This window comes from Geodermatophilus obscurus DSM 43160, assembly GCF_000025345.1.
Taxonomy (GTDB): Bacteria; Actinomycetota; Actinomycetes; order Mycobacteriales; family Geodermatophilaceae; genus Geodermatophilus; species Geodermatophilus obscurus.
Map to the genome: position 1 here is coordinate 4,966,204 of NC_013757.1, position 14,679 is coordinate 4,980,882.

A 14,679-nucleotide genomic window follows, 5' to 3' on the forward strand; every position below is an offset into this window, starting at 1 on the left:
GGCAGTCGGCCACCGCAGATCACGGCGTCCCGACCTCCACCGTGGACTCCTCGGCGGCAGCACGTGGGGCGGGAGTCCCAGCCGCACCCGTCGGAGCCGACCCGGCCGGGGTGGTCGGGTGCTCCTCGTGCCCCGTCGGAGCCGACCCGGCCGCCGGCGCGTCGGGCTCCGCCGGCAGCGGCAATGTCCCCCGCGCATCCGCACCCGAGAACGGCCGCACCTCGTCGGTCACGTCCTGGCACGACCGGCCCGCGTTCAGACACCCCTCCACCAACGTCTCCATCTCCCCCGGGTCCCACGCCAGGATCGCGTCCGCGTGCAACCCGTACGGCGACAGCCCGCCCTCGAACCCCATCCCCTCGTACGTCGCCCCCTCCGGGTAGGAGGATTCCAGCGACAGCTGCGGGATCGCCACCGGGTGCGACGCCGGGCACTCGCCGCCCCGCGGATACGCCATGTGCGCCACCCCCTCCAGCCACAGGTCCACCCCGTCCCAGCACTGCGGGAACTCGACGTCGGACCGCAGGAACCGCCCCGGACCGCAGTCGGTCGCTGTGTCGTGGACGGACTCCACCAACGCATCCGACGTCCCCAGGCACAGGTAGTCGATGTCGAGCGGCTGCCGCGACGTCGCCGTCGGATCTCCCGCCACCAGACGCAGACCGAACGGCGCCGGCTCGATCAGCTGCGGGTCCACCTCACCCGCCCGGTAGTAGGCGCGGAACGACTCCGGCACCACCGGCTCACCGGCCTGATCCACCAACGTCGGCTGCCAGTACGCCGACCGGTCCGCCGAGTCCTTGCACCCGGAGCCGTCGGCGAACAACTGGCCGGCCGTCGACGACGCGTGCACCGCCGGGTTCCCTCCGAACGTGTGCAGATGCGGCCACGACCCGCCCGGGTTCAGGATCGGGTCGATGTGCGCCGTGCCCACCTGGTCGCACTCCACGATCCAGTGCACGTCCACCGGCACGGCCTGCACGGCGGCCCCATCCGGGGCGGGAGTCATCGCCGCCGCCACCACGAACACCGCTACCACCGACGCAGTCACACGACCCCACATCACCGCCCGCCCCCGTCACCGAGCCCCGAGCGCACCTTCCGCAGGAACAACTCCCCTCCGCTCCCCGACCCAGCGCAGCGCCCCGCCGGTCGGCCGGACCCGCAACCGAGGGTGCCACCGACAACCCGCCGTGGGCGGTGCGCCAACCCCCGACCTGACTGGATCGCTGCTCGTGCTGCGGGTCTTCCGGGCCGCGGACGCCGACGGCGTCTCCCCCGCCGTGGCCGCCGACCGGCTGGCCGAGGAGCGGACGACGTCGGTCGGCCGGCCGGCCACCATCCGGCTCCCGCGCTGATGAAGGACGCCGTCCTCCCCCCCTCGCGAGCTCGGGCCGGTGCCCTGGACGGGGCCGAGCCCACCCCGGTCGGGCGACAGCGGGGGGAGACCCGTGCCGGTCGCCGATCCGTGTCGTAAGCTCGGTCGAGACAGAGACACTCAGTCGGGGTCGCCACGCGGGCCGTCCAGCCCGGAGCTGGGCTCCCGTACTCCGTAACGAGGGGGTCGAGCCGATGGGGCGCGGCCGAGCGAAGGCCAAGCAGACACGCGTGGCCCGTGAGCTCAAGTACAGCTCACCGAACACCGACCTCTCCGCGCTGCAGCGGGAGCTGGCCGGTTCACCGTCGTCCTACACCGCGCCGTCCCGCGCGAGCACGGACGACGACGAGGACGACGAGTACGCCGACCGCTGGGCGGACGACGACTCGGACGACGACTGGGCCACCAGTCGGTGACGAGCGCCTGACCGGCGCGGACTGAACACAGCGCGACACCGCGGCTCCCCTCCGGGGGGCTGCGGTGTCGTCGTGCGCCCGGCCCCCTGCAGGGTCCCGCCGCTGGCCCCGTCCCGAGGCTCGCCCCGAGCGTGCGAGGGGTGAGGAGGACGGGGTCCTTCAACGGTGGGGGGCAGGGGGTCCTTTCTCAGCGGTAGCTGCCGACCAGCCGAGCCGCGTCCGCGCCCGTCCGGGCGCCCACGGTGCCGGCGACCCACGCGGGGACGCCGCGCTCGCCGAGGGCGGTGACCACGCCGCTTGCGACTTCCGGGGCGACGGCGGCGACCATACCGACGCCGCAGTTGAACGCGCGTTCGGACTCCGTGCGCGGCACGCCGTGCTCCTCGAGCAGCGAGACCGCGGCCGGCAGCGCCCAGGTGCCGCGGTCCAGCACGGCCTCCAGCCCGTCGGGGACGACGCGGCCGGTGTTGCCGGCCAGCCCGCCGCCGGTGATGTGCGCGTAGGCGTGCACGCCCTCGAGGCCGAAGCGCTGCACCAGCGCCAGGCAGTCCAGCGCGTAGATGCGGGTCGGCTCGAGCAGCACCTCGCCCAGCGGGCGGTCCAGCCCGGCGGGCGTGGCGGTCAGGTCCAGCCCGGCGGCCGCGACGACGCGGCGCACCAACGAGTAGCCGTTGGAGTGGAAGCCGCTCGAGGCCATCGCGACGACGACGTCGCCGTCCCGGACCCGCTCGGACCCCAGCACCGCGTCGGCCTCCACGACGCCCACGGCGGTGGCGGCCAGGTCGTAGTCGTCGGGGGCCATGAGGTCGCCGTGCTCGGCGGTCTCCCCGCCGACCAGCGCGGCGCCGGCCAGCGTGCACCCGGTCGCGATGCCGGTGACGATCGCGGCGATGCGCTCGGGGACGACGCGCCCGCAGGCGACGTAGTCCTGCAGGAACAGCGGCTCGGCCCCGCAGGCGACCAGGTCGTCGACGACCATGGCGACCAGGTCGATGCCGACGCTGTCGTGCCGGTCCAGCTGGCGGGCCAGGGCGATCTTGGTGCCGACGCCGTCGGTGGAGGAGGCCAGCAGCGGCTTCCGGTACTTCGCCGTGTCGAGCGCGAAGAGCCCGGCGAAGCCGCCGAGACCGCCCACGACCTCCGGGCGGTTGGTCCGCTCGACCGCCGTCCGCATGAGGGTGACGGCCCGTTCACCGGCGTCGATGTCGACGCCGGAGGCGGCGTAGGTGAACGCGGTGTCCACGGCTCGACCCCGCCCTCGTTCGCTGTCCCCCGCAAGCGGGAGGTGCCCCCAGCCCGCGGCGGTGCTCGCTCGGGCGGCGGTCTCGTGATCGCTCACGGGCGGGTGAGGGCGTCGTCCGCACCGCCGGGCACAGCGGCACTGCCGGCCTGCTGCCCGGTCCAGCCGGTGACGGCGCGCCGCTCGATGCCCTCGAGCAGGTGCTTGCCGAGCAGCTCGCTCTCCGCGAGCGGGATCGGGTACTCGCCGGTGAAGCAGGCGGTGCACAGCCGGTTGACCGGCTGCTCGGTGGCCGCGATCAGTCCCTGCTCGGAGACGTAGCCGAGCGAGTCGGCGTTGATCGAGGCCCGCACGCCGTCGACGTCGAGGCCGTTGGCGATCAGCTCGGCCCGGCTGGCGAAGTCGATGCCGTAGAAGCACGGCCACTTGACCGGCGGCGAGGAGATCCGCACGTGCACCTCGAGCGCGCCGGACTCGCGCAGCATCCGGATCAGTGCCCGCTGGGTGTTGCCGCGCACGATCGAGTCGTCGACGACGACCAGCCGCTTGCCGCGGATGACGTCGCGCAGCGGGTTGAGCTTGAGCCGGATGCCCAGCTGCCGGATGGTCTGGCTGGGCTGGATGAACGTCCGCCCGACGTAGGAGTTCTTCACCAGGCCGATGCCGTAGGGGATGCCGGAGGCCTCGGCGTAGCCCACGGCGGCCGGGGTGCCCGACTCCGGCACGGAGATCACCAGGTCGGCGTCGGCCGGGTGCTCCCTGGCCAGCCGGCGGCCGATCTCCACCCGGGCGGCGTGCACGCCGCGGCCGCTGATCGTGGTGTCCGGCCGGGCCAGGTAGACGTACTCGAAGACGCAGCCCTTGGGCTGGGCCGGGGCGAAGTGCTGGCTGCGCAGGCCGTCCTCGTCGATGGCGATGAGCTCGCCGGGCTCGACCTCGCGCACGACGGAGGCACCGACGATGTCGAGGGCCGCCGTCTCGCTGGCGACCACCCAGCCGCGCTCCAGCCGGCCCAGCACCAGCGGCCGCACGCCCTGCGGGTCGCGGGCGGCGTAGAGGGTGTGCTCGTCCATGAAGGTGAAGCTAAAGGCGCCGCGCAGCTGCGGCAGCACCTCCATCGCGGCGGCCTCCACCGACAGGTCCGGCCGGGCGGCGATCAGCGCCGTCACCAGGTCGGAGTCGGTGGTGGAGGTGAAGGCGCCCGGCACACCGGCGTCGGCGGCACGGCTGGCCAGCTCGGCGGTGTTCACCAGGTTCCCGTTGTGGCACAGCGCCAGCCCGGTGCCGGCCTCCGTCGTCCGGAAGGTCGGCTGGGCGTTCTCCCACGTGGACGCGCCGGTCGTGGAGTAGCGGGTGTGCCCGACGGCGAGGTGGCCGCGCAGGCTGCCCAGGGTGGCCTCGTCGAAGACCTGGCTGACCAGCCCGAGGTCCTTGTAGACGACCACCGAGGCGCCGTCGGAGACGGCGATGCCCGCCGCCTCCTGGCCGCGGTGCTGCAGGGCGTAGAGACCGAAGTAGGTCAGCTTGGCGACCTCCTCCCCCGGCGCCCAGACACCGAAGACGCCGCAGGCGTCCTGGGGTCCGGGGGACTGGGGGTCGAGGTCGTGCGTCAGCCGTCCGTCACCGCGAGGCACTGTTCGAGGGTACCGGCGGGGACGTCGCTCCTCCGGGCCGGTGGGGTGAGTGCGGACACCCTCCCCACGGGTCCGCGCAGTTCAGCAGCGCGTCCTGGACCGGTCGCAGGAGGGCGGAACCCGGGGCCGGACCGGCGCGTTGGGTGCCCGTCGCCCGCCGCTCAGGAGGTCCGTCCGTGTCCCTCGTCCTCGACGCACTCCCGACCCCGACCGCCCAGGCCGAGCGGCTGGTGGCGCTCGGCGTGCACGACGTCGCCGGCCTCTCCCCCACCGAGCTGCGCGACGCGGCAGCGGGCGCCGGCGACGCCCTGCTGGTCGTCTCGCCCGAGCTCGCGCCGGTGTCCGCGCTGGCGCCGCTGCTGCGGTACCGCGGCCGCCCGGGCTTCGTCGTCCCGGACATGACCGACGTCGACGACTTCGGCCCGCGGGACGGCGTTCCCGTCCCGGACGGGCCGGCCTACCTGGTCGAGGACCTGCAGCGCGGCGACGACATGGCGAACTGGAGCCCCGACGAGGCGCTGCCGGCGATCACCGCTGCGGGGCGCACGCCGCTCACCCTCGCCGAGGGCGTGCACTGGCTGCTGCAGTGCCCCGGCGTCCTGGAGCGGAACCGGTGCTTCATGACCATTGGGTCGCGGCTGCGCCGGCCCAGCGGCGCCCTCGACGCCCGCACCCCGGCCCTGTGGATCAGCAACGGGACCGGCCGCGACGGCCGCGAGCGCCGGGACGCACCCAAGGTCGGCTGGTGCTGGGCCGGTAACCGGCACACGTGGCTGGGCTTCGCATCGGCCCGGCGACGGGTGCCGGTCGCCGGACCGCTCACTTCACGGAACTGAGCTCCGCCGAGATCGTCGTGTCGTCGCCGTGGCCGGTCTTCACCACGGTGTCGCCGTGCAGCGTCAGCAGCCGCGACCGGATCGAGTTCAGGATCGTCGGGTGGTCGCTGTAGGAGCGCCCGGTGGCGCCGGGGCCGCCGTGGAACAGGGTGTCGCCGGTGAACACGGTGGCCAGGTCCGGGGCGTGCAGGCAGGTGCTGCCCGGTGAGTGGCCGGGGGTGTGCAGCGCGGTCAGCGTGGTGCCGGCGACGGTCAACCGGGTGCCCTCGGCCAGCTCCTCGTCCGGTGCGGCGTCCGGGTGGACGACGTCCCACAGCATCCGGTCGGCCGGGTGGAACCAGATCGGCGCCCCGGTGGCCTCGCGCAGGTCGACCGCGGCGGTGATGTGGTCGTTGTGCCCGTGGGTGAGCACGATGGCGGTGACCCGGCGGCCGCCGACCGCCTCGAGGATCGGGGCGGCGTCGTGCGGTGCGTCGATGACCAGCACCTCGGTGTCGTCGCCGACCAGCCAGACGTTGTTGTCGACGTCGAAGTCCTGCCCGTCGAGGCTGAAGACGCCGGAGACGACCGTCTTGTCGATGCGGGCCGTCACTTGAAGACCACGACCGACCGCAGGACGTCGCCGGAGTGCATCTTCTCGAAGGCCGACTCGACGTCGTCGATGCCGATCGTCTCGCTGACGAAGTCGTCCAGCGGGAAGCGGCCCTGCAGGTACAGGTCGACCAGCATCGGGAAGTCCCGGCTGGGCAGGCAGTCGCCGTACCAGGAGGACTTGATCGCCCCGCCCCGGCCGAACACCTCGATCAGCGGCAGCGTGATCGTCATGTCCGGGGTCGGGACGCCGACCAGCACCACCCGGCCGGCCAGGTCGCGGGCGTAGAAGGCCTGCTCGAACACCGCCGGGTGGCCCACCGCGTCGATCGCGACGTCCACACCGAAGCCGCCGGTGGCGCCCTTGATCGCGTCGACCGCGTCGGTCTGCTTGGAGTTCACGGTGTGGGTGGCACCGAACTGCCGGGCCCACTCCAGCTTCCGGTCGTCGATGTCGACGGCGATGATCGTGGTCGCTCCGGCCAGCTTCGCGCCGGCGATCGCGGCGTCCCCCACCCCGCCGCAGCCGAACACCGCCACCGACTCCCCGCGCTTGACCGCGCCGGTGTTGATCGCCGCGCCCACGCCGGCCATCACCCCGCAGCCCAGCAGGCCGGCGGCGGTGGCCGGGACGGCGGGGTCGACCTTGGTGCACTGCCCGGAGTGCACCAGCGTCTTCTCGGTGAACGCGCCGATGCCCAGCGCCGGGGACAGCTCGGTGCCGTCGGCCAGGGTCATCTTCTGCGCGGCGTTGTGGGTGGCGAAGCAGTACTGCAGCTCGCCCTTGGCACACGCCCGGCACTGCCCGCACACCGCCCGCCAGTTCAGGATCACGAAGTCGCCCACGGCGACGTTGGTGACCCCCGCACCGACCGCGGCCACGGTGCCGGCGGCCTCGTGGCCGAGCAGGAACGGGTACTCGTCGTTGATGCCGCCCTCGCGGTAGTGCAGGTCGGTGTGGCACACCCCGCACGCCTGGATGTCCACGACCGCCTCCCCGGGACCGGGGTCGGGGACGATCACCGTCTCGACGGTCACCGGAGCACCCTTGCTGCGGGCGACGACGCCCTTCACCTCGTAGGCCATGGCGGGAGCCTATTCCGGCAGGCGCGGCCGCGGTCCGGGGTCCCGCACGCGCGATCCGGTCGTTCCGTCGACAACGATCGGGTTGCGAACAGCGATGACTCGGCTCCTCCGTTTCGCGGTACGTACAGCGGCGACGTAGCGTTCCCGCGGGTCGGTGACGTCTGGCACAGACCCGTTCCGGCGGGGGATCCCCCGACCGATGTCCTCCGGAGGTCCGTCCCGTGGCAGTACCGAGTTTCCTGGCCCGAGAACGCATCGTGGCCCGTCCCGGCTTCAACCGCTGGTTGATCCCGCCGGCAGCGCTCGCCGTGCACCTGTGCATCGGCCAGGCGTACGCGACCAGTGTGTACAAGACCGCCCTGGTCGAGCACTTCGACACGAGCCTGACCGCGATCGGGATCATCTTCTCGATCGCGATCGTCATGCTCGGCGTCTCCGCCGCCCTGTTCGGCACCTGGGTGGACCGCAACGGTCCCCGGGCGGCGATGTTCACCTCCGCCGTCTTCTGGGTGACCGGCTTCCTCGTCGGCGGCCTGGGCATCGAGACCGGCCAGCTGTGGCTGCTGTACCTCGGGTACGGCGTCCTCGGCGGCATCGGCCTGGGCATCGGCTACATCTCGCCGGTCTCCACGCTGATCAAGTGGTTCCCGGACCGCCCGGGTCTGGCCACCGGCATGGCGATCATGGGCTTCGGTGGCGGCGCGCTGATCGCCTCGCCGCTGTCGCGCCAGCTGATGAACTACTACGACCCGGCCTACGACGGCACCGCGGGCACCGTGCCCAACGGCGAGGCAGTCGCGGCGCTGTTCTTCACGCTGGCCGCGGTCTATCTGGTCTTCATGATGTTCGGCGCCTTCATCGTGCGCGTGCCGGCCAACGACTGGCGCCCGGCCGGCTTCGACCCGGCGTCGGTGAAGAGGAAGGCCCTGGTCACCACGGAGAGCGTCTCGGCGAACAACGCGATCAAGACGCCGCAGTTCTGGCTGCTGTGGACGGTGCTCTTCTGCAACGTCACCGCGGGCATCGGCATCCTCGAGCAGGCCGCGCCGATGATCCAGGACTTCTTCCGCAACGGGGAGACCTCCACGGTCGCCGCTGCCACGGCCGCCGGTTTCGTCGGCCTGCTGTCGCTGTTCAACATGGGCGGCCGGTTCGTGTGGTCCTCGACCTCGGACTACATCGGCCGCAAGCCGATCTACATGGTCTACCTGGGCGTCGGCATCGTCCTGTACGTCATCCTGGCCACCCTCGGCAGCACCGCGACCTGGATCTTCGTCCTGACCGCCGCGATCATCATCAGCTTCTACGGCGGCGGCTTCGCCACGATCCCGGCCTACCTGCGCGACCTGTTCGGCACCTACCAGGTGGGCGCCATCCACGGCCGGCTGCTGACCGCCTGGTCGGCCGCCGGTGTCGCCGGCCCGCTGATCATCAACGGCGTCCTGGACACCCAGGGCACCCCCGGCCAGCTGGTCGCGGCGAACTACCGCCCGGCGCTGTTCATCATGGTCGGCCTGCTCGCCATCGGCTTCGTCGCCAACCTGCTGGTCCGTCCCGTGGCCAGCAAGTGGTACGAGCCGCAGACCACCACCCCCGCCACCGCCCGCGCCAACCCGGAGAGGAGCGCCGCCCGATGAGCCACCCCGTCACCGACGACCGGCAGCCCACGCACACCCCGGCGGCCCTGATCGCCTTCGCCTGGACCCTGGTCGGCGTCCCGCTGGCCTACGGGCTCTACAACACGGTCAAGGCGGCCAGCCAGCTGTTCGGCGGCTGAGCCCCGCACCACGCACGCACAGCGCCCCCGTCCCGGTTTCATCCGGGCCGGGGGCGCTGTGCTGTTCCGGCCGTGACCATCGGCGTCCGGCTGCCCCGAACGGCGTGTCGGGCGACCACCCGCCGAGCATCGCGGCGAGGTCACCTCAGTGGGGACAGCGGCAGGTGGGCGGACAGGTCGGCGCGGTTGCCGCTGGCGCTGACCCGCCCCTCCGCCACCGCGTCGTCCCAGGCGAGCTCGCCGGTCGCCAGCCGCAGCCAGGTGGCGGCGTCGGTCTCCACGACGTTGGGCGGCGTCCCACGGGTGTGCCGGGGACCGGGCACCAGCTGGACGGCGACGTGCGGCGGCACCCGCAGCTCGACCGACCGGCCGGGCACCTGCTGGGCCAGCCAGCGCGCCGTCGTCTTCACCGCGGCGCCGAGCACCGCCCGCGGGGGCTGCTCGGCCTCCCCCGCCAGCCAGGCCCGCACCGGGCCGACGGCGGAGCGCAGCTCCTCGGCGGGGATCGGCTGGGCCGGCATCAGCTGGTCGGGACGGCCCCTGCCGGAACGCTGCCCACGGTCGCCTCCGGGGTGCCGAACAGGGCCGGCAGCGTCGCGCTCCAGGCGGCCCACAGCTCGGCCAGCGGCAGTTCGGCCACGCCCTCGACGGCCAGCACGTCGCCGCCCGTCGTCCCCAACTCGGTGACCGGGACGCCGGCCCACTCGGCGGTGGTGCGCACCGCCTCCGGGTCGGTCGTGGTGACCACGGCGCGCGCGGTCGACTCGCTGAACAGCGCGGTGAAGGGGTCCTCGTCGGCGTCCTGCCCGCCCACCCGGAGCCGGGCGCCGGTGCCGTGGCGCAGCGCGGACTCGGCCAGGGCCTGCGCCAGGCCGCCGTCGGCCAGGTCGTGCGCGGAGGTGACCAGGCCCTCGCGTCCCAGCGCGGCCAGCACCTCGCCCAGCGACCGCTCGGCCTCGAGGTCGACCGCCGGCGGACGGCCGCCGAGGTGGCCGTGCGCGACCGAGGCCCAGGCGGAACCGCCGAACTCGGGCCGGGTGGTGCCGAGCACCAGAACCGTCTCCCCCGCCGTCCGCCAGCCGGTCGGCACCCGGGTGCGGACGTCCTCGTGCACGCCCAGGACGCCGATGACCGGCGTCGGGTTGATCGCGACGTCGCCGGTCTGGTTGTAGAGGCTGACGTTGCCGCCGGTGACCGGCAGGCCGAGGTCGCGGCAGGCGTCGGCCAGGCCGCGCACCGCCTCGGCGAACTGCCACATGACCTCGGGCTCCTCCGGGGAGCCGAAGTTCAGGCAGTTGGTGACGGCGAGCGGTCGCGCCCCGCTCACCGCCACGTTGCGGTAGGCCTCGGCGAGGTTGAGCTGCGCACCGGTGTAGGGGTCCAGCCGGGCGTAGCGACCGTTGCCGTCGAGGGAGAGCGCGATGCCGCGGTGGGTCTCCTCGTCGATGCGGACCACGCCCGCATCGTCGGGCTGGGCGAGCACGGTGTTGCCGCGGACGTAGCGGTCGTACTGCTCGGTGACCCAGGTCTTGTCCGCGCCGTCCGGACTGCTGAGGACCGCCAGCCAGTGCGCGGCCAGCTCCTCCGGCGTCGCCGGGCGGGGCAGGGCGGCCGGGTCGTCGGCCTGCAGGTCGTCGAGGTCGGCCGGGCGCTGCATCGGCCGGTCGTAGACCGGGCCCTCGTGGGCGACCGTGCGCGGCGGGACGTCGACGATGCGCTCGCCGTGCCAGTCGACGGTCAGCCGGTCGCCGTCGGTCACCTCACCGATGACGGTGGCCAGCACGTCCCACTTGCGGCAGACGGCGAGGAAGGCGTCGACCTCGTCCGGTCTGACGATCGCGCACATGCGCTCCTGCGACTCGCTCATCAGGATCTCGGCCGGGGTGAGCGTGGAGTCGCGGAGCGGGACGGCGTCCAGGTCGATGTGCATGCCGCCGGTGCCCGCGCTGGCGAGCTCGGACGTCGCGCAGGACAGCCCGGCGCCGCCGAGGTCCTGAATGCCGGTGACGAGGTCCTCGCGGAAGATCTCCAGGCAGGCCTCGATGAGCAGCTTCTCGGTGAACGGGTCGCCGACCTGCACGCTGGGCCGCTTGGCCGGGCCCTCGGCGTCGAAGGTCTCGCTGGCCAGCACGCTCACGCCGCCGATGCCGTCGCCACCGGTCCGGGCGCCGAACAGGATGACCTTGTTGCCGACGCCCTCGGCCTTGGCCAGCCGCACGTCCTCGTGCCTCATGACGCCGACGCACAGCGCGTTGACCAGCGGGTTGCCCGCGTAGCACTCGTCGAACAGCAGCTCGCCGCCGATGTTGGGCAGGCCCAGGCAGTTGCCGTAGCCGCCGACCCCGGCGACGACGCCGGGCAGCACGCGGGCAGTGTCGGGGGCGTCGGCGCGGCCGAAGCGCAGCGAGTCCATGACGGCGACCGGGCGGGCGCCCATGGTGAGGATGTCGCGCACGATGCCGCCGACGCCGGTGGCCGCGCCCTGGTAGGGCTCGACGTAGCTGGGGTGGTTGTGCGACTCGACCTTGAAGGTGACCGCGTAGCCGTCGCCCACGTCGACCACGCCGGCGTTCTCGCCGATGCCGACCAGCAGCGCCTCGCTGCGCGGCAGGTCGCCGAAGCGGCGCAGGTGCGCCTTGCTGGACTTGTAGGAGCAGTGCTCGCTCCACATGACCGAGTACATGGCCAGCTCGGCGGTGGTCGGCCGGCGGCCGAGGATGTCGGTGATGCGGGCGTACTCGTCGGACTTCAGGCCCAGCTCGCTGTAGGGCTGCTCGACGTCGGCCGTCCGCGCCGCGAGCTCGACCGTGTCGAGTCGGTGCTGCAGCGGGCCGGGCCCGGTGTCGAGGTCGCTCAGCCCCTGGGTCGCGCTGTCCTGGGTCGCGCTGTCCTGGGTCACGCTGCGACGACCGCCCTCAGCACGGAGGTGAAGAAGCCCAGCCCGTCGGTGGACGGCCCGGTGAGGTCCTCGACGGCGTGCTCGGGGTGCGGCATGAGGCCGACGGCACGGCCGTCCTCGCTGGTCACCCCGGCGATGTCGCGCATCGACCCATTGGGGTTGCCCTCGACGTAGCGGACGACGACCCGCCCCTCGCCCTCGATGCGGTCGAGGTCCGCCGGCGCGGCCACGTAGCGGCCCTCGCCGTTCTTGACCGGGACGATGATCCGCTGGCCGGCCGCGTAGTCCTGCGTCCAGGCGGTGTCGCTGCGCTCGATGCGCAGCGCCTGGTCGCGGTTGCGGAAGTGCAGGTGGCCGTTGCGGGTGAGCGCGCCGGGCAGCAGGCCCGCCTCGCAGAGCACCTGGAAGCCGTTGCAGATGCCGAGCACCGGCATGCCCCGGCGGGCGCGGTCGACGACGTCCTGCACCAGTGGCGCGCGGGCGGCGATGGCGCCGGCCCGCAGGTAGTCGCCGTAGGAGAAGCCGCCGGGCAGGACGACGGCGTCGACGTCCTTGAGGTCGTGCTCGGCGTGCCAGAGGGCGACGGGCTCGGCGCCGGCCAGCCGCACCGCGCGTGCGGCGTCGACGTCGTCCAGGGAGCCCGGGAAGGTGATGACACCGATGCGCACGGTGGGGGTCTCCTCAGTCGGTCGGGAGGTGGAGCTCGACGTCCTCGATGACCGGGTTGGCCAGCAGCGTCTCGGCGATCCGCTCGAGCTCGGCCCGGTCGGGCGTGCCGTCGACCTCGAGGACGAAGTGCTTGCCCTGGCGCACGCTGCGGACGCCGTCGTGGCCCAGCCGGCCCAGCGCTCCCAGCACCGCCTGACCCTGCGGGTCGGAGATCTCCGGCTTCAGCACGACGTCGACGACCACCCGAGGCACGCGGACGAGGGTACCGGGGTGGCGCGGACCACTGGCCGGAGCGCCGGTGACCCTGGTCTCGCCCCGCCCGTCCGTTGCTCGCGGCGCCGCCCGCGAGATCTGCACAGTGGCGCTCTTCAGGGCCCCGATGGCGACCACTGTGCAGATCTCACCGACCGAGCGCGCGACGGATCTGGACGACGACCTCGTGCGCCCGCCCCAGGACGTCGGCGGAGGTGAACCGCAACACCGTCCACCCCGCCGCAACGAGGCGGTTCTGCCGGCGCAGGTCGTCGATGAACACGTGGCGCTCGCGGTGGACGTCGCCGTCGAACTCGACGAGCACCTTCTGATCCGGCCAGGCGAGATCAGCTCGGCCGAGGAACCCACCTGCGTCGTCCCGGACGACGTACTGCAACTCCGGCGCGGGCAGGCCGGCCTCGTGGAGGAGCCAGCGCAGCACGGACTCCATCGGTGACTCAGCACGCGGGTCTGCCACGGGCAACACCGCACGAGCTCGCGCGGAGCCGCGGCCGGCCGGCCGGCGGGTCAGTTGCGTCCCGAGGTCCGGACGGCCACACCAGCGGGCCAGCAGCTGATCGGTGACGGCCAGCAGCGCGGCCGGTTCCAGCAGCGCAGCCAGGTCACGCCACGTCCGCTCCGGTGTGGTCACGGGAAACCCGTCCCGCGTGGTCACGTCGCCGTCGGTCAGTGGCGTGCGGTGGACGACCCGGTCGCGGCGCCCACGGACGGAGGAGCCGGTGGCGACGGTCAGGTGGACCCGCGGATCCTCCCGTTGCAGTGGGATCGCCAGACCCCACAGGCCGGCAGCCGTCGCGTGGCTGATGACCGCTCGATCCGGCGCGGTGAGCAGGACGGCCTCGACCCTGGCGCCGAGGACACCGGCCACAGCTCGTGGCAGGTAGGTGTCGCGGGACAGTCGGATCACGTCACGGTGGCGCAGCTGGGAGCCCGTGATGCCTGCCGTCCGTGCGGTCGCTCGAGTCGCTGGGCCGGTCAGGTGGGAACGGGTACGGCGAGCGGGCACCGGGGCACCCTGGCCGATCTCCCGTCCGCCTCGCTCACGCTGTCCACAGCCCGCCGCGAGATCTGCACAGTGGCGGTCATCAGCGTCGTGAAGGGCGCCACTGTGCAGATCTCGCGCAAGCTCAGCCGCCGCTGACCAGGGACCACACCGCCTCGGGGGCCTCCCAGTGGGCGTTGTGGCCGGCGCCCTCGATGAGCACCGCCTCCGGGTCCACGCGCCGCATCGCGTCGAGGCCCACCATCGGGTCCGCCGCGCCGGCCGCCAGGCGCAGTGGCGCCACCGCACGCGACAGGACCTCCTCGACCGGCGGGCCGACGGCACCGAACGCTCGCGGGTCGAGCGCGGCGACGAAGCCGCCGTCCACCTCGCGGACGCCCGCGGCGGCCACCGCGGAGGACGGGTCCACGAGCCCGGTCAGCCCGGCCAGCCGCAGGTGCCGGTCCGCGGCCTCCGCGGCGGTCGCGAACACCTGCGGCGGGCGGGCCGCCAGCGACCGGGCCCGGGCCACCTCGTCGTCGGTCCAGTCGATCTTGACCCCGACGGCGACGACCCGCTCCACCTGCACCCCGTACCAGCCGCCGGCGAGCACCGCACCGACCACGCCGCCGAACGAGTGGCCGAGCACGGTGACCTGCGCCGCTCCCGACCCGGCCACCAGGGAGGCCGCGTCGGCCGCGTGCACCGCGTACCCGTACGGCGGCCCGGCGACCGACCGGCCGTGGCCGCGCAGGTCCAGTACCGCCCACGGACCCGGCCAGGAGCGCTCGACCAGCGGCAGCAGCCGGTCCCACACCGCGCCCGTGGCCCCCAGGCCGTGCAGCAGGAGCAGCAGGTGGTCTCCCGAGCCGCCGGAGCGGTGGACGATGCCCGACAC

The 14,679-nt window shown here is 73.5% G+C and carries 16 protein-coding genes; 5 read left to right on the forward strand and 11 right to left on the reverse strand.

Annotation, left to right across the window (positions count from 1 at the left end; translation table 11 throughout):
* Window positions 1–19: 19 nt before the first annotated feature.
* Window positions 20–1,051 carry a DUF1996 domain-containing protein gene (locus GOBS_RS25840; protein ID WP_049788481.1) on the reverse strand — a complete coding sequence of 344 codons (1,032 nt, stop codon included), beginning with the start codon at window positions 1,049–1,051 and terminating at the stop codon, window positions 20–22.
* Between the two features lie 142 nt (window positions 1,052–1,193).
* Between GOBS_RS25840 and GOBS_RS27845 the strand changes: the two genes are divergently transcribed.
* Window positions 1,194–1,358, forward strand: a complete 165-nt coding sequence (locus GOBS_RS27845) for a hypothetical protein (RefSeq protein ID WP_166487229.1) — start codon at window positions 1,194–1,196, stop codon at window positions 1,356–1,358.
* Window positions 1,359–1,572: 214 nt separating this feature from the next.
* A complete protein-coding gene (locus GOBS_RS23300) occupies window positions 1,573–1,794 on the forward strand; it encodes a DUF3073 domain-containing protein (RefSeq protein WP_012950718.1) in 222 nt (73 codons plus the stop codon).
* Between the two features lie 187 nt (window positions 1,795–1,981).
* On the opposite strand, the gene purM is transcribed toward GOBS_RS23300, so the two are convergent.
* Both purM and purF read right to left on the reverse strand, forming a co-directional pair.
* Complete coding sequence (gene purM / locus GOBS_RS23305) at window positions 1,982–3,037, reverse strand: phosphoribosylformylglycinamidine cyclo-ligase (RefSeq protein WP_012950719.1); 1,056 nt, start codon at window positions 3,035–3,037, stop codon at window positions 1,982–1,984.
* A 92-nt stretch (window positions 3,038–3,129) separates the two neighbouring features.
* Window positions 3,130–4,668: an amidophosphoribosyltransferase gene (gene purF / locus GOBS_RS23310; RefSeq protein WP_012950720.1), complete on the reverse strand. Its 1,539-nt coding sequence runs from the start codon at window positions 4,666–4,668 to the stop codon at window positions 3,130–3,132.
* A 176-nt stretch (window positions 4,669–4,844) separates the two neighbouring features.
* Between purF and GOBS_RS23315 the strand changes: the two genes are divergently transcribed.
* The gene (locus tag GOBS_RS23315) at window positions 4,845–5,504 is read left to right on the forward strand and encodes a DUF5701 family protein (RefSeq protein WP_012950721.1); all 660 of its coding nucleotides are present in this window, start codon (window positions 4,845–4,847) and stop codon (window positions 5,502–5,504) included.
* Here GOBS_RS23315 and GOBS_RS23320 read toward each other — a convergent pair.
* Together GOBS_RS23320 and GOBS_RS23325 are read right to left on the reverse strand one after the other, a co-directional pair.
* Window positions 5,488–6,096, reverse strand: coding sequence for an MBL fold metallo-hydrolase (locus GOBS_RS23320; RefSeq protein WP_012950722.1), 609 nt, complete (start codon window positions 6,094–6,096; stop codon window positions 5,488–5,490). The genes GOBS_RS23315 and GOBS_RS23320 overlap by 17 nt on opposite strands.
* Entirely contained in the window at window positions 6,093–7,181 is a 1,089-nt protein-coding gene (locus GOBS_RS23325; protein ID WP_012950723.1) for an S-(hydroxymethyl)mycothiol dehydrogenase, read from the reverse strand. The genes GOBS_RS23320 and GOBS_RS23325 overlap by 4 nt, the downstream gene beginning before the upstream one ends.
* 221 nt (window positions 7,182–7,402) lie before the next feature.
* Here GOBS_RS23325 and GOBS_RS23330 point away from each other — a divergent pair, with 221 nt between their 5' ends.
* Both GOBS_RS23330 and GOBS_RS27850 read left to right on the forward strand, forming a co-directional pair.
* Entirely contained in the window at window positions 7,403–8,818 is a 1,416-nt protein-coding gene (locus GOBS_RS23330) for an OFA family MFS transporter (RefSeq protein ID WP_012950724.1), read from the forward strand.
* A complete protein-coding gene (locus GOBS_RS27850) occupies window positions 8,815–8,958 on the forward strand; it encodes an MFS transporter small subunit (RefSeq protein ID WP_012950725.1) in 144 nt (47 codons plus the stop codon). The genes GOBS_RS23330 and GOBS_RS27850 overlap by 4 nt, the downstream gene beginning before the upstream one ends.
* 140 nt (window positions 8,959–9,098) lie before the next feature.
* On the opposite strand, the gene GOBS_RS23335 is transcribed toward GOBS_RS27850, so the two are convergent.
* The 6 genes from GOBS_RS23335 to GOBS_RS23360 form a co-directional block, all read right to left on the reverse strand.
* Window positions 9,099–9,479, reverse strand: coding sequence for a sterol carrier family protein (locus GOBS_RS23335; protein WP_012950726.1), 381 nt, complete (start codon window positions 9,477–9,479; stop codon window positions 9,099–9,101).
* On the reverse strand, window positions 9,479–11,857 hold the full coding sequence (gene purL, locus GOBS_RS23340) for a phosphoribosylformylglycinamidine synthase subunit PurL (RefSeq protein ID WP_012950727.1): 2,379 nt from the start codon (window positions 11,855–11,857) through the stop codon (window positions 9,479–9,481). The genes GOBS_RS23335 and purL overlap by 1 nt, the downstream gene beginning before the upstream one ends.
* Window positions 11,854–12,525 carry a phosphoribosylformylglycinamidine synthase subunit PurQ gene (gene purQ, locus GOBS_RS23345; protein ID WP_012950728.1) on the reverse strand — a complete coding sequence of 224 codons (672 nt, stop codon included), beginning with the start codon at window positions 12,523–12,525 and terminating at the stop codon, window positions 11,854–11,856. Before purQ ends, purL begins: the two co-directional genes overlap by 4 nt.
* 13 nt (window positions 12,526–12,538) lie before the next feature.
* Entirely contained in the window at window positions 12,539–12,778 is a 240-nt protein-coding gene (gene purS / locus GOBS_RS23350) for a phosphoribosylformylglycinamidine synthase subunit PurS (protein ID WP_012950729.1), read from the reverse strand.
* Window positions 12,779–12,926: 148 nt separating this feature from the next.
* On the reverse strand, window positions 12,927–13,706 hold the full coding sequence (locus tag GOBS_RS23355; RefSeq protein WP_012950730.1) for an endonuclease domain-containing protein: 780 nt from the start codon (window positions 13,704–13,706) through the stop codon (window positions 12,927–12,929).
* A gap of 220 nt (window positions 13,707–13,926) precedes the next feature.
* Window positions 13,927–14,679, reverse strand: coding sequence for an alpha/beta fold hydrolase (locus GOBS_RS23360; protein WP_012950731.1), 753 nt, complete (start codon window positions 14,677–14,679; stop codon window positions 13,927–13,929).

What these genes read in the sequence shown, in the direction of transcription:
- GOBS_RS23300 (WP_012950718.1), top strand. Translation starts at nt 1,573, where the DNA reads ATGGGGCGCGGCCGAGCGAAGGCCAAGCAGACACGCGTGGCCCGTGAG.
- GOBS_RS23325 (WP_012950723.1), bottom strand. Translation starts at nt 7,181, where the DNA reads ATGGCCTACGAGGTGAAGGGCGTCGTCGCCCGCAGCAAGGGTGCTCCG.
- GOBS_RS27850 (WP_012950725.1), top strand. Translation starts at nt 8,815, where the DNA reads ATGAGCCACCCCGTCACCGACGACCGGCAGCCCACGCACACCCCGGCG.
- GOBS_RS23335 (WP_012950726.1), bottom strand. Translation starts at nt 9,479, where the DNA reads ATGCCGGCCCAGCCGATCCCCGCCGAGGAGCTGCGCTCCGCCGTCGGC.